Annotated in this window: 21 protein-coding genes and 3 pseudogenes; 10 read left to right on the top strand and 14 right to left on the bottom strand. The window is 59.6% G+C overall.

Annotated features, from left to right (window positions below):
• Nucleotides 1-43 precede the first annotated feature (43 nt).
• Nucleotides 44-2,698: a magnesium-translocating P-type ATPase gene (mgtA, locus tag QX034_RS10665; protein ID WP_409977464.1), complete on the top strand. Its 2,655-nt coding sequence runs from the start codon at nt 44-46 to the stop codon at nt 2,696-2,698.
• Nucleotides 2,699-2,989: 291 nt separating this feature from the next.
• Nucleotides 2,990-3,214 (top strand): hypothetical protein, encoded by a 225-nt coding sequence (locus QX034_RS10660; protein ID WP_315702613.1) that lies wholly within the window; start codon nt 2,990-2,992, stop codon nt 3,212-3,214.
• Nucleotides 3,215-3,308: 94 nt separating this feature from the next.
• Here QX034_RS10660 and QX034_RS10655 read toward each other — a convergent pair whose 3' ends face one another.
• From QX034_RS10655 to otsA, 3 genes are all read right to left on the bottom strand, one after another.
• Entirely contained in the window at nt 3,309-3,533 is a 225-nt protein-coding gene (locus tag QX034_RS10655) for a hypothetical protein (RefSeq protein ID WP_315702614.1), read from the bottom strand.
• Between the two features lie 165 nt (nt 3,534-3,698).
• Nucleotides 3,699-4,217, bottom strand: a complete 519-nt coding sequence (locus tag QX034_RS10650) for an Hsp20/alpha crystallin family protein (RefSeq protein ID WP_316195360.1) — start codon at nt 4,215-4,217, stop codon at nt 3,699-3,701.
• 443 nt (nt 4,218-4,660) lie between these two features.
• Nucleotides 4,661-6,025, bottom strand: coding sequence for an alpha,alpha-trehalose-phosphate synthase (UDP-forming) (otsA, locus tag QX034_RS10645; RefSeq protein ID WP_315744164.1), 1,365 nt, complete (start codon nt 6,023-6,025; stop codon nt 4,661-4,663).
• Nucleotides 6,026-6,782: 757 nt separating this feature from the next.
• Between otsA and QX034_RS10640 the strand changes: the two genes are divergently transcribed.
• On the top strand, nt 6,783-7,052 hold the full coding sequence (locus QX034_RS10640) for a hypothetical protein (RefSeq protein WP_315769385.1): 270 nt from the start codon (nt 6,783-6,785) through the stop codon (nt 7,050-7,052).
• Between the two features lie 20 nt (nt 7,053-7,072).
• Here QX034_RS10640 and QX034_RS10635 read toward each other — a convergent pair.
• A pseudogene (locus QX034_RS10635) lies at nt 7,073-7,551 on the bottom strand (IS701 family transposase); the annotation flags it as partial.
• A 123-nt stretch (nt 7,552-7,674) separates the two neighbouring features.
• Between QX034_RS10635 and QX034_RS10630 the strand changes: the two are divergent.
• Nucleotides 7,675-7,938 (top strand): hypothetical protein, encoded by a 264-nt coding sequence (locus tag QX034_RS10630; RefSeq protein ID WP_315702618.1) that lies wholly within the window; start codon nt 7,675-7,677, stop codon nt 7,936-7,938.
• A 198-nt stretch (nt 7,939-8,136) separates the two neighbouring features.
• Nucleotides 8,137-9,777: a chaperonin GroEL gene (gene groL, locus QX034_RS10625; protein WP_316195358.1), complete on the top strand. Its 1,641-nt coding sequence runs from the start codon at nt 8,137-8,139 to the stop codon at nt 9,775-9,777.
• A gap of 172 nt (nt 9,778-9,949) precedes the next feature.
• Here groL and QX034_RS10620 read toward each other — a convergent pair whose 3' ends face one another.
• From QX034_RS10620 to QX034_RS34020, 7 genes are all read right to left on the bottom strand, one after another.
• A complete protein-coding gene (locus tag QX034_RS10620) occupies nt 9,950-12,022 on the bottom strand; it encodes an ABC transporter permease (RefSeq protein ID WP_315702620.1) in 2,073 nt (690 codons plus the stop codon).
• A 58-nt stretch (nt 12,023-12,080) separates the two neighbouring features.
• Nucleotides 12,081-13,352 (bottom strand): efflux RND transporter periplasmic adaptor subunit, encoded by a 1,272-nt coding sequence (locus QX034_RS10615; protein ID WP_315762472.1) that lies wholly within the window; start codon nt 13,350-13,352, stop codon nt 12,081-12,083.
• Between the two features lie 209 nt (nt 13,353-13,561).
• The gene (locus QX034_RS10610) at nt 13,562-14,191 is read right to left on the bottom strand and encodes an exopolysaccharide biosynthesis protein (RefSeq protein WP_316173807.1); all 630 of its coding nucleotides are present in this window, start codon (nt 14,189-14,191) and stop codon (nt 13,562-13,564) included.
• A gap of 255 nt (nt 14,192-14,446) precedes the next feature.
• Nucleotides 14,447-14,611 (bottom strand): DUF3309 family protein, encoded by a 165-nt coding sequence (locus tag QX034_RS10605; protein ID WP_315702622.1) that lies wholly within the window; start codon nt 14,609-14,611, stop codon nt 14,447-14,449.
• 109 nt (nt 14,612-14,720) lie between these two features.
• The gene (locus QX034_RS10600) at nt 14,721-14,867 is read right to left on the bottom strand and encodes a hypothetical protein (RefSeq protein ID WP_316173805.1); all 147 of its coding nucleotides are present in this window, start codon (nt 14,865-14,867) and stop codon (nt 14,721-14,723) included.
• 185 nt (nt 14,868-15,052) lie between these two features.
• Nucleotides 15,053-15,217: a DUF3309 family protein gene (locus QX034_RS10595; protein WP_315702624.1), complete on the bottom strand. Its 165-nt coding sequence runs from the start codon at nt 15,215-15,217 to the stop codon at nt 15,053-15,055.
• Between the two features lie 170 nt (nt 15,218-15,387).
• On the bottom strand, nt 15,388-15,729 hold the full coding sequence (locus tag QX034_RS34020) for a hypothetical protein (protein ID WP_410050921.1): 342 nt from the start codon (nt 15,727-15,729) through the stop codon (nt 15,388-15,390).
• A gap of 594 nt (nt 15,730-16,323) precedes the next feature.
• Here QX034_RS34020 and QX034_RS10585 point away from each other — a divergent pair.
• Nucleotides 16,324-17,133 (top strand): transglutaminase family protein, encoded by an 810-nt coding sequence (locus QX034_RS10585; protein ID WP_315702626.1) that lies wholly within the window; start codon nt 16,324-16,326, stop codon nt 17,131-17,133.
• Between the two features lie 219 nt (nt 17,134-17,352).
• Here the strand turns inward: QX034_RS10585 and QX034_RS10580 are convergent, their stop codons facing one another.
• Nucleotides 17,353-18,030: a Crp/Fnr family transcriptional regulator gene (locus QX034_RS10580; protein WP_315702627.1), complete on the bottom strand. Its 678-nt coding sequence runs from the start codon at nt 18,028-18,030 to the stop codon at nt 17,353-17,355.
• A 727-nt stretch (nt 18,031-18,757) separates the two neighbouring features.
• Here QX034_RS10580 and QX034_RS10575 point away from each other — a divergent pair.
• The gene (locus QX034_RS10575) at nt 18,758-19,123 is read left to right on the top strand and encodes a response regulator (protein WP_315702628.1); all 366 of its coding nucleotides are present in this window, start codon (nt 18,758-18,760) and stop codon (nt 19,121-19,123) included.
• A 92-nt stretch (nt 19,124-19,215) separates the two neighbouring features.
• Here the strand turns inward: QX034_RS10575 and QX034_RS10570 are convergent.
• Together QX034_RS10570 and QX034_RS10565 are read right to left on the bottom strand one after the other, a co-directional pair.
• A pseudogene (locus QX034_RS10570) lies at nt 19,216-19,424 on the bottom strand (AI-2E family transporter); the annotation flags it as partial.
• Between the two features lie 103 nt (nt 19,425-19,527).
• Nucleotides 19,528-19,680: a hypothetical protein gene (locus QX034_RS10565; protein ID WP_315702629.1), complete on the bottom strand. Its 153-nt coding sequence runs from the start codon at nt 19,678-19,680 to the stop codon at nt 19,528-19,530.
• Between the two features lie 288 nt (nt 19,681-19,968).
• On the opposite strand from QX034_RS10565, the pseudogene QX034_RS10560 reads away from it, so the two are divergent.
• The 3 genes and pseudogenes from QX034_RS10560 to QX034_RS10550 form a co-directional block, all read left to right on the top strand.
• Nucleotides 19,969-20,073, top strand: a pseudogene (locus QX034_RS10560) (Crp/Fnr family transcriptional regulator); the annotation flags it as partial.
• A 298-nt stretch (nt 20,074-20,371) separates the two neighbouring features.
• Entirely contained in the window at nt 20,372-20,665 is a 294-nt protein-coding gene (locus tag QX034_RS10555) for a hypothetical protein (protein WP_315702630.1), read from the top strand.
• Between the two features lie 1,189 nt (nt 20,666-21,854).
• Nucleotides 21,855-22,856, top strand: a complete 1,002-nt coding sequence (locus tag QX034_RS10550) for a sensor histidine kinase (protein ID WP_315702631.1) — start codon at nt 21,855-21,857, stop codon at nt 22,854-22,856.
• Nucleotides 22,857-22,938: the final 82 nt, after the last annotated feature.

The following is a 22,938-nucleotide window of genomic DNA, read 5'->3' as shown; positions in this document are numbered from 1 at the left end:
GATCCTTTCATTGGTCCAAGCGGATCCCTTCGGTGCAGGAGATATGTTCTTGAACGAGCGGGATCCCATAGCGATTGCGACTGCCTTGGTCCCTGTGCCGTCGCCGTCGAGCACGCCCGAAGGATCTGCCCAGAGCGGAAAAGCTCTGGCCGAAGTCGCTCGTCTTTCGCCCGACGAGGCCTTGCAGCGGATGTCCAGCACGACGGCGGGCCTCGCGCCTGACCAGGTCGAGGAGCAGCTCCGCGCGGTCGGGCTCAATCGGATCGCTCGACAAGCGCGTCATACGGTTCTCGGCGAGCTTGCTGTGCGCTCGATCAATCCGTTGAATATCCTTCTGTTATCGTTGGCGACGGCGTCCTATTTCCTCGGCGATCAGCATGCAGCGGTGATGATCGCTATCATGGTTGTCCTGAGCATCGCCCTAGGCTTCCTTCAAGAGTATCGGTCGAACAAAGCTGCCGACGAATTACAGAAGATGGTGTCGATAACCACTTCTGTGCGCCGACAGGGGAGTGCTGACCACGTCGATGTTCCGATCGATCAACTTGTGCCTGGCGACATCGTTCTGCTGTCTGCTGGCGACATGATCCCCGCCGACCTCAGGCTGATTTCGGCCAAGGATCTCTTCATCAACCAATCGACCCTCACTGGCGAGGCGATGCCGCTTGAGAAATTTGCGGCGGCTCATGAAGGCACGGCTGAGACGCCATTTGATCTCCCCAATATCTGCTTTATGGGTAGCGCTGTGGTCAGCGGAATCGGCTGCGGCGTCGTGGTGCTGACCGGTCCGCGAACTGCTTTCGGCATCGTAGCAAAGGCAATCGCCGAGACGCGGGAGCTGACAAGCTTCGACAAGGGCATCAGTCGATTTACCTGGTTGATGCTGGGGTTCATTCTCGTGATGGCGCCGCTTGTCTTTGTGATCAATGGCGTGACCAAGGGCAATTGGCTCGAAGCGCTGTTGTTTGCGGTCGCCGTAGCGGTAGGTCTAACGCCTGAAATGCTGCCGATGATCGTGACGGTCAATCTGGCAAAGGGTGCGATGGCAATGTCCCGAAAGAAGGTCATTGTTAAGCGTCTCAATGCAATCCAGAATTTCGGGGCCATGGACGTCTTGTGCACGGACAAGACCGGCACACTCACTCAGGACCTGATTATCCTCAAGCGTCATCTTGATATCAGGGGCGCCGATTCGGACAGCGTGCTTGAGTACGCCTATCTGAATAGTTATTACCAATCCGGCCTCAAGAATCTGCTCGACGTCGCGGTCCTGAAGCACGGCGATCTCGAAGGTGGCCTAAAGGTTCGGGAGCGGTTCCGCGAAATCGACGAAATACCATTCGACTTCGAGAGGCGGAGGATGTCCGTCGTTCTTGGGCGCGACGACGGGGTTCATGTCCTTATCTGTAAAGGTGCCGTCGAAGAAGTCGTCGCGGTTTGCAGGCACTACGTGATCGGCGACGAGACCGGCCTCCTCGATGAGAGCCATCTGGCCTCCGCGAAAGAAACGACTGCAAAGCTCAACGCGGACGGATTTCGGGTCATCGCCGTCGCCACCAAGGAGATGCCGGCAACTCAGGCGGCGTACTCTGTCGCTGATGAGGCCGATCTCACCTTGCTCGGTTACATCGCATTCCTTGACCCTCCGAAGGAGACATGCGCCCCCGCAATTGCTGCGCTACAGGCTGGCGGTGTGCAAGTGAAGATCCTGACAGGGGACAACGACATCGTCACGCGCAAGATCTGTCATGATGTTGGTCTTTCCGTGGACCGGATCGTTCTCGGCAGCGAGATGTCGGCGCTGTCGCCGGAAGAGTTGGCGAACCTGGCGGAGACCACGACGGTGTTCGCCAAGGTGTCGCCGTCGCAGAAGGCCGCCATCATCGATGCACTTCACCGCAAGGGGCACGTCGTCGGCTTCCTGGGGGACGGCATCAACGATGGGCCTGCGCTGAAGACTGCAGACGTCGGCATATCCGTCGACAGCGCCGTCGACATCGCCAAGGAATCCGCGGATATCATATTGCTCGAGAAGAGCCTGGCGGTGCTCGGCGACGGCGTCATCGAGGGACGTAAGGTGTTCGGCAACATTACCAAGTATATCAAGATGGGGGCGAGCTCAAATTTTGGTAATATGTTCAGCGTGCTAGGAGCCAGTATCTTCCTGTCGTTTCTGCCGATGACGGCGATTCAGGTGCTTACCAACAACCTGCTTTACGACGTTTCGCAGACCGCGATCCCAACGGACAACGTCGATCCGGAATTTGTGGCGGTGCCGCGGCGATGGGACATCGGCAACATCACGAAGTTCGTGCTGTTCATCGGTCCGATCAGCTCGATCTTCGATTATGTCACTTATTTTACGATGCTCTACGTCTTCAATGCGTGGAATAACCCGGCATTGTTCCAGACGGGCTGGTTCGTCGAATCCCTGCTTACGCAGACCTTGATCATCCACATTATTCGCACGGCCAAGATTCCGTTTTTCCAGAGTCGAGCCAGCACGGCGCTCATTACGACAACACTGATCATTGCCGTCATTGGGGTCGCTCTCCCATACTCCTGGCTTGCAAGCTTTTTGGGTTTCGTCCCGCTACCACCGACCTACTGGATCGCGCTCGGGCTTATTCTTCCAAGCTATGTCATCCTGACGCACGTCGTGAAGACGTGGTTCGTTCGACGGTTCGGGTTGAGTTGAATTCGGCTGGCTTCGTAATCTCAAGACGCACCCTTCGCCCGCCTCGCGAAAGACGTTGCCGGACGATATGCAACCCATCCGGTGAACCCGTAAGTTGGCGCGGTTCAATCCTCCCCATCATGAAGCCTCTCTTTCGAAAGCATCGATATCGCCACGGAGTCGCCCGCTAGGAGCGTGTTTGCGTCGACTGGGTGTAGGCCCGGCCGGGGATCAATCAGGAGTGACTTCTCCGGTATTCTTTCCACGAATTGTGAGTTGTGTTATCTCGTGAAAGCGCAACAGGAGTTGAAAATGTTCGGACTAAAGCGGCCAACCCGCATTGATCTCCGCGCCAACGACGCGGCTATCGTCGTTCGCGAAAATGGTGAAATGGAAATGTTCATCCGGCAGGCAAGGGGCGATGAGGAGCTTCCGCCCGGTCAAGTCGTTCTGGCTCTTTTCGGAATCGCATTTCACGATGAGCGAGTACACAAGCTGTTGGCGGAAATTGTTAGGGAGAAGCAAAGCCTGACGTGACGCCTCACAGCTGCAGCCGGTCTCGCAGAGGGAATACAACTATTTTCTAAACCACTTGCCGCTCCCGATCAGAACGGTGCGACAGTTGGGTATCTTAGTCCAATAAGGTTCTGGCCTTCGTGACGGTGTCATAAATCTCGATCTTGAGCATCGGATAGCTCGATTTAAGTTTGCGGGCCGATGATTCCGCAGCTTCGACTGTGCCAAACTCCGACTTGAAGTGCCCGTCGACAATGACCACGAATCCTTCCGTCGGCGGCCTGTCGGCACGTCGTACTTTCTGCTCAGGTTCGTCAACTGAGTGAACTGGCTTCTTCATCGGAACCCTCATCGTATCGCAGAACCGTAACGGGCGGCTCTTTCGGGGCGACAGTTCATCGGCGGCGACATCTCGTCACGGCAGGAAAGTGGGATCACAAAGCCCGGAGACCGTAACCGGCTTTCTCGGTTCGGATCTCCGGCTTGTTACGACTGCGGTGCAGGACTAGGCAGCCTTGCCCGGCGCAGCGGCCTTATTCGATACTGGACTCGCGCTCGGTGGAGCGCCTGTCTTGATGTCGATCGTCTTGGTGGTCTTCACGGCTTTGGCTGGCTTCTTGATAGCGAGATGCAGCACGCCCTTGTCGAAATGAGCTTCGACGGCTCCCTCTTCCGGCTCGAAAGGCAGAGACATCGATCGATAGAAGGAACCGTAGCTGCGCTCCTCGACATGCCAGTCCTTTTCATCCCTCATGCTCTCCGCCTTCTTCTCGCCGGAGATCACCAGCTGGTTGCCGTCCAGGCTGACCTTGATATCTTTGTCGTCCACGCCGGGAAGTTCGGCGGTCACTTCGAACGCATCCTTGGTTTCAGCCACATTGATTGGCGGCGCGCCTGCCCCAATACTGGGAGAGGACGAACCCTGATCGAAAGCGCGAAGGGCGTTTTCTACCTCACGCCGCATGGCCCGGAAGGGGGCGAATGCAGGCTCCTGGCTGGTGGTCCACAATCTCGGAACGCTCATCTGCTCTCTCCACTGATTGAAGAACGCGAAAATGGTGCTCTACGCGATCGCGCCGGCGTTGATGTAGCGCAAGAAATGGCTGAGTTATTTGAAGGCGGAACGCCGGTCACGATGCCGAAGCCGCAAGCGCAGAGAGCATGTCAGCGAGGCTGACCTAAGGAGCGAGCATACTCGATGAGCTTGCATCGCTCGCCGAAAGCTGGTGGGCCGAGCGCATTGTTTGTGACGATTGAGCGCAGACGCCGCGCATATTCAACCGTAACGGTTGCCGATCCCAATCTCGCCAAGAGCGGTCGCGGAGGGGCGACGATTGACAAGCTTGACGATAGAGCAGGAGAGAAAATCGCGCGCCTGATAGACGCTACGAGAAGGAATACGATGCTCGAAGCAGACCGGTCGCGGCCGCTACACAGATGCCCCTTTCCTGTCGAATGGCATCGGAGTTAGCGGCCGAGTGCCCCCAGGAAACTCTCGCGCCACGCCGTAATGCTATTGCGGCGCAGTACCGCCATCATGGCTCCCCAACGCTCACGCCGCTCCTCAAGTGGCATCCCCAGCGCTGTCTGCAATGCTTCGGCGACGGCGTCGGGGTCGTACGGGTTGGCGATCACGGCAGTGTCGAGTTCATAGGCGGCGCCCGCGAAGGGCGAGAGAATGAGCACGCCGGGGTCGTCAGGGTCCTGTGCAGCGACGTACTCCTTGGCAACCAGGTTCATTCCGTCGCGCAATGGAGTGACAAGACCAACGCGGCTGAGCCGAAAGAAGCCAGCGAGCGAGCGCTGGGAAAAGCTCCTGTTCAAATACTGGATCGGTGCCCAATCGAGTTCCGCGAAGCGACCGGCCACGTCGCCCGCCAGCGCACCGAGCCTCTGCCGCAGCTCACGGTATTCAGGAACGTCGCTGCGTGTCGCGGTGGCGATCTGCAGGAATCGGACGTGGTTGCGGTACTCGGGATAGGCGTCGAGAAACCCGGCGAATGCTTTGAACCGGTGTTCCAGTCCCTTACTGTAGTCGAGCCGGTCCACCCCGATGATGAGCTGGCGTCCCCGGAGACTCTCCTGCAGCCGGTGTGCCGTGCGGGATTTCGCAGCGCGGCTGGCCATTTCGGCGATGGCTTCGGTATCGATGCCAATCGGGAACGCGCCGGCGCGGAGAACGCGATCGAAAGCCTGAACGCTGCCATCGGACGAAACCTTGCCTCCTGCGCAGCGAACAATGGCGTCATGGAAGGCGGTCAAATCCTCCACCGTCTGGAAGCCGACGAGATCGTAAGCGCATAGTGATTTCAGCAGATCGCCATAGTGGGGAAGGGCTGCCAACACGCCCAAGGACGGAAACGGCGTATGCAAGAAAAACCCGATCCGCTGTGTGGCCCCGGCGCGGCGAAGCTCCTCGGCCATGGGGATCAGGTGGTAGTCATGAACCCAGATGAGGTCACTCGGCCTGAGCAAGGGTGCGAGGATATCGGCGAGCAGGGCATTCACCCGCCGATAGGCGGCCAAGTCCCGGCGGGTAAAGTTCATGAGGTCAAGCCGATAGTGGAATAAGGGCCACAGTGCCGCGTTGGAGAAGCCGCTGTAATAGCCGTCATGGTCCGCGCGGGTAAGATCGACGGTGGCGTACGTCACCCCCTCGGTCTCAAAAACGTTCGGCTCTTTCGTTGTTTCTCCTAGCTTGCCACTCCACCCAAACCATAAGCCTCCAGCCTGATGCAGAGCGTCGACGAGGCCGGTCACGAGCCCGCCGCTGCGCTGCGCACCTTCTCCCGGCAAGGCGACACGGTTGGAGACGATGACCAAGCGGCTCAAGCCGGTTCCCTCCGCACTGTCATGGTTGCGTCGAGCCGAGCCGTCGCCAAAGGATCTCGGCGAACACGGCAACGCAAATGATCGAGCGGTGACATCCGCCGGAGCCCATATTCGCCTCGGTCCTCACGCGAATATCCGCACGTCCCTCTATTGGAACCGAAGGGCCCGTCATCCGGCAATCCGGGTGCTTGAGGTCGGGCGGAACGCATGGATATTGAGCGGCAAGATCAAGGCGTTACCTGTAAGACATATAGATCTTCTCGCAGTAAGTATAGGATACTCTGCCGACCAAGCTGGATTGTTAGGCGCCGTCTAAGACGGATCTTCTTCACCAGGATTTCGACGGCAGGGGCCCCGGGTGTGCCTTTCGATCTCAGCCAGTGCGGCATCGAGCGAGGCGTGCGGCCCTTGCTGTATGCCGGCCATAGTTTCCAAAGCGTGGCCCTCCGGATGGATCATGAACTGACCGGGAGCGCTTGTCGTGATGCGGCCCATCGAGCGGCCGAGCAGGTCCGTCAGCTGCCAAACCGTGTCTCCTTTTGCAGGTGTAACGATTACATCCATTATGAGCCTTGAGCCTTTACGCCGCGTTGCAATAGCCGACCGGCGAACTACCGAGTTCCGCGGCCGCGGCATTCTCGTACTGGAACGATCGGGCCTCGGATCGACCCGCGATCGAGCGTATGGCGCTTAATACCGATATGTGCGATTATATAGAATGGTCAAAAAAGGTCGAAGGCCAACGTCAGGGGAAGCAATGGCAACCGCGCTCGACCGTTGGGACGAGGAAGGCGGAGCGCAGGAGGTGGCGTGGCCGTTACCCTATGAAGCCGGCGAGTTGCGGGACGTGGAGCGCAGAGTCCTGGAATGTCTGGGTACTGCCCTTGTCAGCGAATGGAATGATCTGCCTACTGATGTCCAGCGCAGACTTTTTGAGCACGCGGCCTCAGGCAAATCGCGTGATGCCGCCGTGTTGAAGACGCAGATCGCCCGTTTCCTGCACGATCATAAAGGTGCCTCGCGCTAACACGAGCTTGGCAGAGTTGTTCACGCCGTTGCTTTTTGCTGACCCGTCTTCCGCAGTATGGGTATCGCGAACCTGATAGCCGAAGAATGAGCGCGCGATGGCGGCGGGCCGCACCGGCAGGCTGCGGCTCGAGGGGGGGCTGTCGATGCGCTTTTCCGCCCCGTCTTGGCAACACGGCAGTGCTGCAAGAAGGTGCGAGCAATGATCGTCATAACAGCGTGACGGCGAAGACCGTGCCAGGACAGTCCCGTGCCAGGACAGTCCCTTGAAGGGATCGAGACCCAATTTCTCTTTCAACTGGAGACGTGCTTGCCCGCAGATCCATCTCGCCTTGACGGTTGCAGCCAACCGCCACAGGTCTATCTCTACTGGTAGATTTGCGAGATAACATTTCGTCTTCCACAGTCGCGGCGCTCGCCGATCGCCAGTTCGCATTTCTCCATTTGGCGCTAGCAAGCATCTCGTGCGCCGGCATCGACAACAAATCCGCGATTGCCCTGAATTTGGTGACTTCGCAGCCATCTCCTGATAAAGAGATAGCCAAGCTGGGCACAAAGAGCACGGTAAACGGATTGCTTCACGATAGCGCCGATGCAAGGCTGTTTCTGAAGGATAGCCGGTCATGACCATGCGCTCCCGACGCGAAGTAGTAACCTTCAAACATCCCTTCCGGATCAAGGGAATCGACCGCCTCCTGCCTCCGGGTACCTACGAGATCATCACCGATGAGGAGATGATCGAAGGATTGTCGTTCGCGTCGTTTCGCCGGGTTGCCACTATGATCATGGTGCCGGCGGCGCCGCCGCGAACTTCAACGATGGAGATGATTTCGATCAGCCCGGCCGATTTGGCTGACGCTCAGCGCATTGACGCAGCTCGTGAGTGACCACTCGATCTCGACAAGCTCCGCTGAGCTGCCCGTCGCCAAGAAGAAGGTCGCCTAAGCGCCAGTCTGCCTGTTTTCCTTATCCTAAGCAGCCGGCATCTCGAAGAAGGATAAGGCGCGCAAGTTGAAATCACGTGCCTAGGGAGCTCGCTAAGTCGCGCGGTCTTTCGGATTTTACGGTTGAAAACGGAGATCATTATGTCGGCCAAGGAAGTCAAGTTCGGCGTCGATGCGCGCGACAGGCTGTTGCGCGGTGTCGAAATTCTCAACAATGCGGTCAAAGTCACGCTCGGTCCTAAGGGCCGTAACGTCGTGCTCGACAAGTCGTTCGGCGCTCCCCGCATCACCAAGGACGGCGTCACCGTCGCCAAGGAGATCGAGCTCGACGACAAGTTCGAGAACATGGGCGCCCAGATGGTGCGGGAAGTTGCCTCCAAGTCGGCGGATGCAGCCGGCGACGGCACCACCACCGCGACCGTGCTCGCCGCCGCGATCGTGCGCGAGGGCGCCAAGGCGGTTGCCGCCGGCATGAACCCGATGGACCTGAAGCGAGGTATCGACCTCGCGGTGGAAGCCGTGGTGGCCGATCTCGTGAAGAACTCCAAGAAGGTCACCTCGAATGAGGAGATCGCCCAGGTCGGCACCATCTCGGCCAATGGCGACGCTGAGATCGGTAAGTTCCTCTCCGACGCCATGAAGAAGGTCGGCAACGAGGGCGTCATCACCGTCGAGGAAGCCAAATCGCTCGAGACCGAACTCGAGATCGTCGAAGGGATGCAGTTCGACCGCGGCTACATCTCGCCCTACTTCGTCACCAACGCCGACAAGATGCGCGTCGAGATGGACGATGCCTACATCCTGATCAACGAGAAGAAGCTGTCGTCGCTGAACGAACTGCTGCCGCTGCTCGAGGCCGTGGTCCAGAGCGGCAAGCCGCTCGTGATCGTCGCCGAGGACGTCGAGGGCGAGGCGCTGGCCACCCTGGTCGTCAACCGCCTACGCGGCGGTCTGAAGGTCGCGGCCGTCAAGGCTCCGGGCTTCGGCGATCGCCGCAAGGCCATGCTGCAGGACATCGCGATCCTGACCGGCGGCCAGGCGATCTCGGAAGATCTCGGCATCAAGCTCGAAAACGTGACGCTGAACATGCTTGGCCGCGCCAAGAAGGTGATGATCGACAAGGAGAACACCACCATCGTCAGCGGCGGCGGCAAGAAGGCCGACATCGAGGCGCGCGTTCAGCAGATCAAGGCGCAGATCGAGGAGACCACCTCGGACTACGACCGTGAGAAGTTGCAGGAGCGTCTGGCCAAGCTCGCGGGCGGCGTCGCGGTGATCCGCGTCGGCGGCGCGACCGAGGTCGAGGTGAAGGAGCGCAAGGATCGCGTTGACGACGCGATGCATGCAACCCGCGCGGCCGTTGAGGAAGGCATCCTGCCGGGCGGCGGCGTCGCCCTGCTGCGTGCTTCCGAGCATCTCAAGGGACTTCGCACCAAGAACGATGACCAGAAGACCGGCGTCGAGATCGTGCGCAAGGCGCTATCCTATCCGGCGCGCCAGATCGCGATCAACGCGGGCGAGGATGGCTCCGTCATCGTCGGCAAGGTCCTGGAGAAGGACCAGTACGGCTACGGCTTTGATTCCCAGTCCGGCGAGTACGGCAACCTCGTCACCAAGGGCATCATCGACCCGACCAAGGTCGTTCGTGTGGCGATTCAGAACGCGGCTTCTGTTGCGGCTCTGCTGATCACGACCGAAGCGATGGTCGCCGAGCTGCCGAAGAAGAACGCCGGTGGAGCCGCGATGCCTCAAGGCGGCGGCATGGGTGGTATGGATTTTTAAGTCCAACCCGTTTAACGCTCAACAAGAAGGCCCGCAGAAATGCCGGGTCTTTTTTGCAGGAGCCGGCAAAAAAGGCGAACGCTGGGACGCGTGATGAACTCTCGCCGTTTCCGCGCGGGTAAGCGGCTCAAGCGGATCCCGTCTTACGAAGGTTGCGTCAAAGTTGAGCGGCCTACTCGTAGCGCAGCGCTTCGATAGGATCGAGCCGAGCGGCCTTTCGCGCGGGGTAGTAGCCGAAGAATATGCCAACGGCTGCCGAGAACAGGAACCCGCCGGCAATCGCGGCCAGAGATATCGGCGCCGGCCAGCCCGTGAGGGCGGAGATGGCGACGGACAACGCCGCGCCGATGACAATTCCCACGATGCCGCCGCTGACGCTGATGAAGATCGCCTCGGCAAGGAACTGCAGCAGGACGTGCAATCTTCGGGCGCCAATCGCCATCCGTAGTCCGATCTCCCGCGTTCGTTCCGTCACCGAGACCAGCAGGATATTCATGATGCCGATGCCGCCGACCACAAGCGAGATGGACGCCACCGCGGCCAGGAGCAGCGCCATGATGCGGCTGCTGCCTTCGGCGGTCTCTGCGATCTGACTGAGGTTTCTCACGGAAAAATCGTTGATGGTGCCTGGCCTGATGTGGTGACGCCGCGCCAGGATTTCAGTGGCCTGGTCGATCGCCGCCTTGACGCCGGTCGGATCCAACGCCTGCACGTAAATCTGATTTACGAACCCGGTCATGCGCGGTTGAAGCCCGTACGGATTCGGCGGCGTCGGATAAATCCAGTTGATCGCGGTTTGCTGCTGGCTTGGCGACGCAACGCCGATAATCTTGCGCTCGGCCGTCGTGAACGGAACCATGATTAGATCGTCCTGGTCCTGTCCAAAGGATGTCTGTCCCTTGGAGTCGAGAATTCCGACCACCCGCAACGACACACCTTTCACCTGCACCATGGCGCCAATCGGGTTCTGAAAGGTGCCGAAGAGTTGCCGGCGCACGGTCTCGCCGAGGACCGCAACCAGCGCCGAGCTTCGCTCATCCTCCGGAGTGATTGCCCGCCCTGCGGCGATCTGCCAGTTCGTCATCGGAGGATAATTGGGGCTCACGCCCTGGATGCCGGTGGTCCAGTTCTGGTTCGCAAAGCGGATCAGCCCCGACTGGCGGATGAGGTAGCTTACAGCCCCGGCAGCAGGCGCTTCCTGTCGGATTGCTCGCACGTCGGCAACGGTAAGTGTCGAAGCGCTTCCGGAGCCGCCCCGAGCACCCCCGCTCGTGGCGGCGCCCGGCAGGATAACCACGAGGTTGGTCCCGAGCCTTGCGATCTCTTTTCGGACCGCCTCGTTCGCTCCCTGGCCGACCGACACCATGACGATCAATGCGGCGACGCCGATGAAGACCCCGAGCATCGTCAGCGCTGAACGCATTTTGTTGCGCCAGATCGCCTCGGCGGCCGCCGTCATCACCATCCAGGCAAAGGGCCATGACGCGCCCGACATTCCAACATAGATCGGCGGTTCTCTGAACTGGACCAATTTGCCCGCGGCCTCTCCCGCCGGCTCGGGTGCCTTGGCGAGCTCCGTCTTCTTCACATCCGAGATGATCTGGCCGTCGCGCATGGTCAGCACGCGATCCGCAAAGGCCGCGACATCAGGCTCGTGGGTCACCACGATGATGGTGACGCCCTGTTCGCGGTTGAGCGAGCTGAGCGTCTGCATAATCTCGTTGGAGTTGCGTGTATCGAGATTGCCGGTCGGCTCGTCCGCCAGCAGCAGGCTCGGCTGATTGATGAGGGCCCGGGCGATTGCAACCCGCTGCTGCTGGCCGCCTGACAGCTGGCCTGGCGTGTTGCGTTCCCGATCGCGCAGCCCAAGCTTGTCCAGAACTGCGCGAGCCCGCTCGAAGCGTGCGCGCGCATGGCTCTGGCCCGACATCGCATACAAGAGCGGCAAGGCGACATTGTCGATGGCGCTGGTGCGTGGCAAGAGATTGAAGCTCTGGAATACGAACCCAAGCCGCTCGCTGCGAAGGCCGGCAAGATCCGGTTCCGCAAGCTGTGCGACGTCGATGCCGTCGAACCAGTAATGACCGCCCGTAGGCCGGTCGAGGCATCCAAGGATCGACATCAGCGTCGACTTGCCCGATCCGGACGCGCCCATGATGGCGATGAACTCGCCGCGTTCGACAGTCAGGCTTACGCCCGAAAGCGCGCGAACATCTATGTCGCCGACATGATATGTCCGCGACACCCCTTCAATCCTGATGACCGGCTCCGCCATGTGCCTTCAATCGTTGCGGCTGTTGCAACTAGAGTCGTGGTGGTGGCACGCGGGAGCGCGCTTTCGCCGAATTCCGCTGCTCCGCGACAATCACCCTGTCTTCGACTTTCAGGTCGCCGTGCACGATCTCCGTGAACTCGTCGTCGTCGAGCCCGACCGTAACCGGCACCGGCACCGGCGATCCGTCCCGGAGCACCCAAACGCGCGCTTGCTTCGTGTCGCCAAGGACTGTGCCGGTCGGGACATAGCGTAATGCCTGGTTCGGAACACGGAGTACGTTGCTCCGCTGATCGACGATGATCCGCGTCGCCGCCGTCAGGCCCGGCTTGAGCGCCAGATCAGGATTGTTGACGCTGACGACGACATCGTACGTGATGACATTCTGCACGGTTTGCGGGGATTGGCGGACCTGAGTTACGGTTCCGTCGAACAACCGTTTGGGATATGCGTCGACGGTGAACGTCGCCTTGTCGCCGTTCTTGATGCCGCCAATATCGCTTTCGCTGACATTGGCGTCCACCTGCATCCTGGTGAGGTCGGTCGCGATCAGGAACAAGGTGGGAGTCTGGAAACTTGCTGCGACGGTCTGTCCCATGGTGACGGCGCGCGAAACGACCGTGCCATCGACTGGCGAGATGATGTTGGTGTAGTCGAGATTGACCTGTGCCGCGTCGAGCACGGCCTGGCGCTGCTGGATGGTGGCTTCGTCGAATGTGATTTGCGCCAGAGCCTGATCGTACACGTTCCTCGCATTGTCGTAGGCGTCCTCCGACGCGGCCCTTGTCTTGACGAGAATGGCGAGGCGCCCGACATTGGCCTTGGCATAGGTGAGCGATGCCTTGTCCTTTTCCAGCTGCGCTTTTGCAATGGCGAGACTGGCCTTCGCTTGATCGACGACGCTCTGATAAGGGCGTGGATCGATCTTGGCGCAGGTCTGTCCTCGCTTGACCTCTGTATTGTAATCGCAGGTCAATTCCTGGATGACGCCGGATACGTAGGTTCCGACAATGATCGTCAATTCCGGGTTGACCGAGCCCGTGGCGTTGATGTCGCGTGCAACGTTGCCGATGGTGACAGGCGCCGTCTCGTAACCAACCGTAGCGTTGCCGCTGAACGACCACCAGATGCCCAAGGATGTCGCGAGAAGCAGCGTTACGACCCCGACGAGAACCCAGCGCCGCGTCGCAAATCGCGGCTGTACGGCCGGCTCGCTGACCGCGCGTCCAGCCGATGGAAGCGGTACATAGGGCAGAGCTTCCCTGCTTTCGGCCGCAGCACCAGTGCCGCGCTGCGTGTTCATTTCGCTTCGGCTCCAGGCGTCGGATTAGAGCTGTTGCCACCATAGGCTGCCACGGGGCCGAATTGTTGATTGGGATCAAGCTATTCGGTTCGGAGCCTGCCCGGGGCCGCGCTTCTGCTGCCTCCGGTCGCCGCTGCGGGACGCACCTTTCCGTTGCTGGGTATTGGGAAGGGCATAGCTCCGCCCCCTTAGCCGGTCGTCCCCGTGATTTACCACAGGCCGAAGATCCATTTCGCACCGAGGATGGTCTCCCAGACAGCCGCCAACTCGACCGCCACCACGACGACGCCGACCAGCAGCGCTATCGAGAGCAGGAGCCCATCTTCTTCGAGATAGGTCAGCGCGATCAGCGCGATGACGAGGGCGGGCACGACGTTGCTCAGAGGCACCGGAGTGAAGACCAGGGTGATGTTCAGCAGCACGACAACGGCGCCAACGACACGCTTGGTCGCATCGAACGGAGTCGGCCAGCGCGGATGGATGAGTTTCTCGAGATACCTCAGCACGGGCACAGCTCGCTGCACCAGAGCGGCAAGGTGCCGAGTCGGTAACGGACGGACGGCGATGCGGCGTGGGAACACCGGCATGTCCTGGCCCGCGATCATCTGGAGCGCGGGAATCATAAGTAGCAGGCCGGCTACGATCGAGACGCCCGGCGTGATGGCGACCACAGCGAGCAGCAGCATGATGAGGCCGAAGGAGCGCTCGTGCAGGCGGCCCATCAGCCAGCCCAAAGTAAAGTGATCTGTCGGCGCCTCGTCGTACAGCCGCTGCAGCAGGACCGACGCCGGCGCAAACACCTCTTCATCCGCGGCTGGTGTCGGCTTCGGATGGCGCATCCGGATCTCCAGTTGATCGAACGGCTATCTCTTCGAGCGGCTCCCTTTTGGCCGATTAGCGATGCCACGGCGAGAATGCCGTGCTCGCAGCTCGCGGCTGCTCAGAAAATCAAATCAGCGCTCTACGCCGAGCCCTCACACGAAGTAATTGCAAACTGGAAGGCTACGACAGCGTGCCGGGTCGGGGATCCGGCACGCTGGTGATAGGACCTTTTGGGACGGCGTGTCTGGTCGACGCAGTCGGCCGCGACGGGATCAGAGCCGGCCCAGCAGCAGCAATACGACAAGGATAACCAGGATGATCCCGATGACACCCATGCCGCCGTGGCCGTAGCCGTAACCGTAGCCGCCAAATCGGCCGCTGAAGCCCCCAAGCAGGAAAATGATGAGGATAATGATGAGGATAAGTCCGATCGACATTGTCTGATTCCTTTGCTGGGTCTTGGTGATATAGGAACTTTCGGTGGATCGAGCTTAGTGCTTTCGAGCTTCCGGCGACGACTGTCGCCGTATCAGTGGGAAAGAGCTGCTACTTCTTCTCGATTGAAATGCCGCGCTCGCCAATGCTGATTTCGACGCCGGTGGTTTTCTGTCGCTCCCGGTAGACTTGATAGCCTAGGATCATGGCGACGACAGCGAGACCGCCGATGACCAAGTAGAGCATATTGCGAGACATTTTCCGGGAATCCCGAATTGTGTGTTTTGAATTGTGTGCTTCGACTTGCCTGGGTCTGACCAATCCAGTTCAACGAACTTCACCGCCATTGACGAACAGAAGTGGCGGAAGCATTCTTAACGCAATTCTCGTGGAATTAGCGGCATTTCAGGCCGGCTCATCATCTGCCGGCCGCCACCGCCTGGTCAAAGTTTGCCAAGCAAGACCAATATCAGCAGGATGACGATCACGAGGCCGAGACCGCCACCGCCGTAGTAGCCAGTACCGTAAAACGGACCGCCACCGATGCCGCTAAAGCCGCCCAGCAGCGCGATCACCAGAATGATCAGAACGATGGTCCAAATCGACATTTCGATATCTCCCCCTTGCAGTTTGGTCGCGACCTCATTGTCTCGAAGATTACTTAGCCAGCGGATCTCAAGTGGGTTCTCAAGAAGGAACTCAATCTTGTAACAAAGATAGTAAAGTCCAGTTGACTCAAATCAAGGATGTAGATGGTTCGAAACGGCACCCCGCATTATCATCGAATAGTTAGCAGCCAGTCGTCCTGCCGTTGCAGCCAGCGCCGAGGCGGAGGCGGCGCAGGGGGCGGCTTGAGCTTGAGGCGGTCGCCGTCGCGTCCGTGAACGAGCTGAAGCGTTCGGGTGTGATAGACGGCAAGGTCCGGCCGGTGACCAATGCTCAGCACCGTGGTCTGCTTCAGCTCGTCATCGAACAGAGCCATGACGCGGCGCTGGCTGTCTTCGTCGAGCGCGGCTGTTGCTTCGTCGAGAAAGACCCATCCCGGCTTGTGCAGCAGAAGGCGCGCAAACGCGAGGCGCTCCTGCTCGCCGAGCGAAAGCTCCTTGTCCCAGCGCTCCACCAGATCGAGCTTGGCGATCAGGCTGCCGAGATCGCAGCGCTCGAGCGCCTGGCGAACATTCGCTTCGGGAAAGGCGTCGCGGAACAGCGTCGATCCCCCTTTTCCGGTGTCGCCGACAATTAGTACGCGCTCGCCCGGGGTGATGCTGACCGTCGCATCATCGATGACGATATGTCCGTCCGGGTGTAGGGCGCGTTTGATTTCTTCTGCGCCTTGTTCGATCGCAGGGAGATTGTCGAGCGCCTCGCGAGAGCTGCGCCGGGCGGACTGCCGCCCGCCGGTCGACGAGCCGCGAGAAATTATCGACGAGCTATAGCAACGCCAATTGTACCTGGGTGAACGCGCCCGCCACCATGATCAGGCCGCCCAGCGTCAGGCTACTGCTGAAATAGGCCGGTGCGGAACCAGGATCTGACCTGGCGCCATAGTTCAGAAGGCGGTGAGCGTCAAAACAGTGTCGGTCCCTTTGTAGTTATTGCTCAACGAAGTGGCCGGAACACAGGCGTCCGGCGACCGTCAAAGCTTGCGCGGCGCAAAGTATAGCGTAAACATAAACGAGGTCAGTGCGGTCTAGTCAACTTTGGAGGACGCCGAGTGAAGATTCGGGTCGGCTATGAGATGGTCTACGACTTTCCGCAACCCACACCCATGATCATGGTCCTGGGCGTCCATTTTACGCGGGCTTCAGATGTCATCGTGCCCGATTATCTGACCACTGACCCCTCAGTTGCGATCATCCCATACCGCGATGGCTTCGGTAACTGGTGCAGTCGCATCGTTGCTCCGGCCGGTCGAATGCGCCTGGCGGCTGATGGTATCATTCGCGACACGGGCTTGCCGGACGTCATTGTGCCCTCGGCTTCCCAGCACGCGATTGAGGACTTGCCGGCAGAGACGATCGTGTATCTTCTTGGCAGTCGCTATTGCGAAACCGACCAGCTGTCCGATGTCGCGTGGAAGCTCTTTGAGAAGGAGCCGCCCGGATGGGCACGCGTTCAGGCGATCTGCGATTTCGTCCACAATCACATTCAGTTCGGCTATGAGCACGCGCGCGCAACCAAGACGGCCCGGGACGTGTTCAAGGAGGGTAAGGGCGTTTGCCGGGACTTTGCGCATCTGGCCATCACGTTCTGTCGCTGCATGAACATTCCGGCCAGATACTGCACCGGCTATTTGGGCGACATCGGCATGCCTCCCCCATATGCCCCAGGAGATTTCGCGGGATGGTTCGAGGCCTACATTGGCGGGCGTTGGTACACGTTCGATCCGCGTAACAACGTCCCCCGGATTGGGCGTATACTGATTGCTCAAGGACGTGACGCCGCTGACGTCCCTATTACTCAGACATTTGGACCCAATACCCTGGTCAGCTTTAAAGTGTGGACCGATGAGATCCCTTCCTAAGCAGCATACAGTTGAGTCTGAGGGCGCCTTCAAGAGAAATGCTCCCAGACTTGGGAAACGATTTAGCTGTACGAAAGCGAGCTGAGCCTCTGCCGGAACGAATGTCGGTGGCGTAACTTGGTAAGGGGCGACCGGATGCAAACGCCCCCCAAAGCATCCGAGGAAATGACGGTCTCAGTGCGTCCCCCACGCTCTGGGGCCGTTTCTTGGGAAAGTCCTCTAGTCGCGCTCTCTGAGCAGAGGCTTCTCGTGCAGCACCGCACTTAGCAACGAGTTGTGGACCTCAATGTGCCCATTATAGCTGATGAGGCCCAGCCTTCGAAACTTGTTCATGAAATAGCTGACCCGCGATCGCGTGGTTCCAATCATATCGGCCAATGTTTCCTGACTGATACTCGCGCTGATCGGCTGCGGGCTGCCTTCCTTGCCGAAATTCGCGAGCAGCAACAGCAGACGAGCAAGCCGCCGTTCGCTCGAATTGAATAGCTGGTCGATCAGGTCCTCCTCGATCCGGCTGTTCCGGGTCAGGAGGTATGACATGAATAGCTGCGAAAATTTCGGCTCGTCACGAATAGCCGCCATCATCGCTTCTTTGGTTATCGACGTGATGACGCAATCTTCCATCGCTGTTGTCGTCGCGATACGCAACGGATGACCGTTCATGCATCCCTCGCCAAAGAACTGACCAGGCTCCAAAATTGCGACGACCGCTTCCTTGCCCTGCTCCGACACGACGGTCAGCTTGACTTTGCCGTTTTGAATGTAAAAGACTGAGTCCGCAGGGTCGCCCTGCTGAAACACGTGCTGGTTCTTGCGAAACGTGAGAATCGTCTTGCCCGCGCCCACCCTGGCGAGAAATTGTTTAGGGTCGAACATGTCCTTGGTCGGCTTCGGCACGCGAGCCTCCTTCTCAACGAACGATTGATTCCGGCCCGCTGCCAAGCGTTTCGCACCGAGCGGCGAACTGCGTCTTCAGCCAGCCGATCGCTTGCGGGGGCTTGCCCCGCTTCGCGGACATTACCGCCGGATTGTCGACAGTTCTAGGGAGGCAGGTCCGCCTTTTTGACGACCTCGGTTCGCTGCGCGCCGGGCGGCGCCGCTTGGTGCTCAAGCGCAGCAATCGCGCTTGCGTGCGGGCTGCGAGTCCCACTCACGGGACGAGGGCTGAGTCCTTGCCATCAATCCACCACCGGTGCGGGTCTACCCAACGAAGAGATCGACACGGGAAGTCAATCGGAGATTCCGAACTGAGGAGACATCCTATGGTCTTGGAGCGGCGTCAGCCCGTTACGCTCGGTGCGCGCCAGTCATGACTATCGTCGAGGGTCTATACTCTGATTTCTCGGAAAGCGGCGAGCTCTGAATCTAAGTGAACTGGTTCGAGAAGCGTTGCTGCCGGCGTGTCCCTGGTGGCGTGAGATGCGCGTCACGAGAATGCTTCGGCGTTCTGCTCGTCGCTGATAGTCGTCAAAGCGCCGCTCGAGGCAACTGCGAAGACATAAGTGTATCTGCGGCGTCTCTGAGCTGACAACTCTCGAAGGCTCGGCGAGCGTCCCCGCGGAACCTCCTCACAGGCGGGCCGTTGCTGACTTGCATCAGAGATCAAAGTGGTGAGGAACCGGCAGTGCGAATACTTGTGGTCGAGGACGATCCGCTGGTCCGCGAATTGGTGGTCGAAGCTCTGCGCGAAGAAGGGTATGAGGTAATTCACGCTGCCAACGGAGAACAAGCGCTGGCGTGGTGCAAGAGGCAGATCGCGGACGTTCTGGTCACCGACATCAGGCTGCCCGGTGGCGTCGACGGATGGCAGATCGCCGAACGCTGTCGGGAGCATGATCCCGAGCTCCAGGTGATCTACGCGACGGGCTTCTCGCCCGTCGAGGCTCGTCCGGTGCCCGGCAGTCTCACCTTGCACAAGCCCTACCAAACCGACCGCCTCGTCGAGGCCGTCAGGCAAATGGACAAGGAACGGCGGCCCTCCTCGGATTAGATGAGAGCCAGACGACCTGGGATCGCAGCCGTAACTCGCATGCCGCGCTGGCTGCGCGTTCCTAAATCCTTCGCCGAGAGGCGATACTGCGACTATCCTTCGAGGACGTGCCCCAAAGCTTTTAGCGGGCGCACGCGATCGCTGACGATCTTCAGGATGGCCAGCATTGGAACGGCCAGGATCGCGCCAGGCCCCCCCCCCACATCCAGAACCAGAACACCAGCGACAAGATGATCAGAACGGGGTTCAGGGTGAAGCGTCGCGCAAGCAGCATGGGAGTCAAGGTTTCGCCCTCGGCGACGGACGTCTGACAGAAACGACTGTCCAATTGAGAGATTGTGATATCGGTCTGTGGTGCGATACCTGACCACCAGCTCGCGCCATCCACCCGGGACGGCTCATCGTCAGACGCGCGTCGGGCGATGGGTCGATTTCCGTGTGCGCGCAGTCGAGTTGCGCCACAAAGCGCAGACCGAATCAGATGTGAGCAGGCAGAGCAGTTCTGCGTCGTTGCCTTGCAGTTCGAAAAATTCGACTTGGTTTTGAAGGTTGGTCATGAGGCTCCCCTGACAGGGTGAGGGCGGGAGCGCGCGGGTCTCTCAGTCACCGATGGATGCTCGGCGGGCCGGGCGGTGATAAGTCTTGTTAACACCTGTGGCGGACCAAATCTGAGCAGATTTGAACAGCTCGCTCTCTAATTAGGTTGTTTCTCGTATCTCCGGGCTCAGGCTGGCACCTGAAGTCCGCCTGTTGCGGCCTATTGTCGCTTGGCATTCACGTCGAAGATGAGCGCGGCCTGGGAACACCCGTCCGGTATCGGTGCGGACCTCAAGCCGCCTTCATAAAATAAGTTCCGCCGGCTCGGGTTCATCAGCTACAATAGAGAGGTCCATAGCTCCCTCCTGAGCGCCATTCTGATCGACAAGTCTGAAATAGTCCGGAAGGACTGACCGACGCGCGACCAAAGATCGATACGGCTGGAAATGCGCGGCATCCATTTGAAGATCAGGGATCAGGGCTAACTGGGCTCGTCAACGGTTTGTCGTCTCTGTTGCCGGATTATGAACGCGGCTCATCGCCGGTCTTCCGCACTCACGATCCGTTGGATCGCTGCAAGTTTCAGCTTGCCAAGCGCATTGTATTGATCGCGGGACGGACTTTGATCTTCTTCCGGCGGTGCTGGACGGTGGCAAATGCCGTTGCTTGCGGAGAAACTCGTTTCAAGTTCGATAGAGCAAGGTGATGTGCATGAATGTATTCAAGATAAAGATCGCACGCATCGAGATGATTTCGCCGAATGAGCGCGGCGAGGACATTCGCCTGACGTTCCGATTCGAAAGCGGTCAGACCAGCTTTGACTTGCCAATTTTCCTGAAGTCTTGCGAATTCGACGATACGGAGATCGTCAAGGTGGCCCGAAGCAGATTGCACGATGTTTTCTGGCAACTCTACAGCCAGTGCGAGGATTGGCAGCTGACAGACGACGAGCGTCGGGAGCTCGCAAAGATCAGCGTGCGGCCTGGCGTCAAGGCGTGCGAATAGGTCGGGAACACAGCCGTCTCTGCATTGGATGCATGCCGCTGAAATCAGCTTTTCGCTCCGGCGCGCGACGCGGATCAAATGCAGCTCTCCAAGGGGCGAGACGAGTCGGGTTTCGAATAGGAGTGAGCAAAATTGGACAGCGACGGCAAGCTCGATGTGATCGGGTGAGGGCGAACGTCGCGGGCCGCTCCGCGACGTTCGGGCGGCCCGAGATCGCGACCAGTGCCGAGCTCGGGCCGTTGTTGTTTGCGCTTACAAGGGGACCGAGGGAAGCAGTATTCCGCGGCTTTCGTTGGCGCGATCGGGGTGCAATCCATGACCGCAGCTCCCGGTGTGCTGATCGAAGGCCTCGGGGATCTTGGCGCTGTTCGCCCAAGCCGGCGGTCCCTACCGGCCGGAAATGTCCTGCGGCTGTTGTCTGCTGCGTCATCGGCCGGCGCAGTGACCGCGATCCGGCATCGAGGCATTGAGACGTTTGCGTCGTCATCCCGTCATCACCGTCAGCATCAAGGCTTGCGGCAATCGCGCGCCGTCGTAAGCGAGCCCTTCCTCGAACAACAGCCCAGTCCGGCGTCCCTACCGATGCCCGACAGGACTTCAACCTGTCCGCAAGAGCAGGCCAGGTGCCGCCTCGCCCGATGCCTAATAGCGTCCGTCAGTGACTGTGTTCGGAACTTCGGACTCCAAGCCAGGTTCCAGGCCCCATGAAGTTGCGAAAGTGCCTCGTGTGCGTGCCAGGAGGGCGTCGAGATGGCCGGTTTGCCGCGCACAAAACTGTAAGCAGGGTTCCGGAGGTCGTGCTGCAGGATTGGCCACGCCCGAGCTTGGGCTTTGGCGCCGCGACCGTCAGAGTCCTCCAATGCGACCGCTCGGCCGAAATATGGGTGCGGTACCTACTCCAGGGGGATATAGTTACAAATGCTCGAAAACGATCTCCGCACAAGCCGGCACTCAGGCGGCTTAGAAGCGCACCGGGACTTCCTGGCGGCAGAGGCGAGCAATCCACGCGCCTGCAACGCAACGTTCCTCAGAGGAGCTTTTACCGCGCTCCCCGAACCGGCCACATGGTCCATCAGACTGCGACCGGCGTCGTCACGGCTGCGATCGACGAAGCTGCGGCGGACAGGTGAACGGGAGGCCCGCGCTGGGCTGACAGAAGCAGTCGTCCAACCAAGGGAAGCAAAGCCGAATGTCGTCCGATAACATGTCGATGCCGGTTTGGCACGAAAAGCACCTGCGTGCTGCGACCCACGCTGCCGGCGTGGCCTTGTGGGCCTGGAACGTGGATACGGACGCCATTACCATGGACGAACGCGCCTACGACCTGTGGGCGGTTTCGAAGACCGAAAAACACATCACATTCGAAATCTTGTCCAGGAATATCCATCCTGCTGATCTGGAGCGGGTCAGGTCGGCGTTTGCCGCTACTCGCGCAATAGTGGGCGCTTACGAGATCGATTTTCGTATCTTGTTTGGCAGCGACATTCGTTGGATCTCCGCGCGCGGGCAAGGTGACGATGCGGACATTGCCGATCGAACTATGTTTGGCATCTTTCTCGACGTCACCCAACGCAAGCAAGCCGAGGAAGCGAACGAATTGCTGGCGGGGGAGATGAGCCATCGAGTGAAGAACCTTCTGACCATCGCAACCGCGCTTACTCAATTTACATCGCGTTCGGCCGCAACCAAAGAAGACATGGCCCATGAGCTAACAAGCCGGCTGATGGCCCTAGGACGTGCACAGGACCTCATTCGCCCGGGACCGGGCAGGAAGAGCGAAGGAGCGCTTCTTGGCGACCTCGTCTCCGTCTTGCTCGCGCCCTACGACGAAAGAGGAGCGAGCGTCCGCATTCGCGTTGCCGTGCCGAAGATGAATGTCGGCGAGAGGTCGAGTACAACGCTCGCACTTGTGTTGCACGAATTGGCAACGAACTCGGCGAAATACGGTTCGCTGTCGCTGGCAAGGGGCACTTTGGACGTGTCGTGCAATGCCCATGACGACGAAGTCGTCATGACCTGGACCGAGCGGGGCGGTCCGCCTCTCAAGGCTCCCGCGATGCTCAACGGCTTTGGAAGCAGCCTGATGCAGCGGACCATGGCAGCCCAGCTTGGGGGCTCCATCGCATTCGACTGGTCGGAGGAGGGGCTTGTCGCTACGCTGATCATGAGCAAGGAGAGCATCGGAAGGTGAGCAACTTTGAGACCTTCGTCCGGTAGCGGCCGGTGCATGTGAATGCAAGACCGCCGCAACAGCGTCCGCTCCGCTCTCGAAA

The organism is Bradyrhizobium sp. SZCCHNR3119, assembly GCF_032487775.1.
In the GTDB taxonomy this organism is placed as follows: Bacteria; Pseudomonadota; Alphaproteobacteria; order Rhizobiales; family Xanthobacteraceae; genus Bradyrhizobium.
The sequence above is the reverse complement of the archived record's forward strand: the minus strand, read 5'-3'. Positions and strand labels throughout refer to the sequence as shown.

What these genes read in the sequence shown, in the direction of transcription:
- QX034_RS10650 (WP_316195360.1), bottom strand. Translation starts at nt 4,217, where the DNA reads ATGAGCGTTCCGAGATTGTGGACCACCAGCCAGGAGCCTGCATTCGCC.
- QX034_RS10630 (WP_315702618.1), top strand. Translation starts at nt 7,675, where the DNA reads ATGACCATGCGCTCCCGACGCGAAGTAGTAACCTTCAAACATCCCTTC.
- QX034_RS10655 (WP_315702614.1), bottom strand. Translation starts at nt 3,533, where the DNA reads ATGAAGAAGCCAGTTCACTCAGTTGACGAACCTGAGCAGAAAGTACGA.
- QX034_RS10615 (WP_315762472.1), bottom strand. Translation starts at nt 13,352, where the DNA reads ATGAACACGCAGCGCGGCACTGGTGCTGCGGCCGAAAGCAGGGAAGCT.
- QX034_RS10605 (WP_315702622.1), bottom strand. Translation starts at nt 14,611, where the DNA reads ATGTCGATCGGACTTATCCTCATCATTATCCTCATCATTTTCCTGCTT.
- mgtA (WP_409977464.1), top strand. Translation starts at nt 44, where the DNA reads ATGTTCTTGAACGAGCGGGATCCCATAGCGATTGCGACTGCCTTGGTC.
- QX034_RS10640 (WP_315769385.1), top strand. Translation starts at nt 6,783, where the DNA reads ATGGCAACCGCGCTCGACCGTTGGGACGAGGAAGGCGGAGCGCAGGAG.
- QX034_RS10660 (WP_315702613.1), top strand. Translation starts at nt 2,990, where the DNA reads ATGTTCGGACTAAAGCGGCCAACCCGCATTGATCTCCGCGCCAACGAC.
- QX034_RS10550 (WP_315702631.1), top strand. Translation starts at nt 21,855, where the DNA reads ATGTCGTCCGATAACATGTCGATGCCGGTTTGGCACGAAAAGCACCTG.
- QX034_RS10595 (WP_315702624.1), bottom strand. Translation starts at nt 15,217, where the DNA reads ATGTCGATTTGGACCATCGTTCTGATCATTCTGGTGATCGCGCTGCTG.
- QX034_RS10565 (WP_315702629.1), bottom strand. Translation starts at nt 19,680, where the DNA reads ATGACCAACCTTCAAAACCAAGTCGAATTTTTCGAACTGCAAGGCAAC.
- groL (WP_316195358.1), top strand. Translation starts at nt 8,137, where the DNA reads ATGTCGGCCAAGGAAGTCAAGTTCGGCGTCGATGCGCGCGACAGGCTG.
- QX034_RS10610 (WP_316173807.1), bottom strand. Translation starts at nt 14,191, where the DNA reads ATGCGCCATCCGAAGCCGACACCAGCCGCGGATGAAGAGGTGTTTGCG.
- QX034_RS10600 (WP_316173805.1), bottom strand. Translation starts at nt 14,867, where the DNA reads ATGTCTCGCAATATGCTCTACTTGGTCATCGGCGGTCTCGCTGTCGTC.
- QX034_RS10555 (WP_315702630.1), top strand. Translation starts at nt 20,372, where the DNA reads ATGAATGTATTCAAGATAAAGATCGCACGCATCGAGATGATTTCGCCG.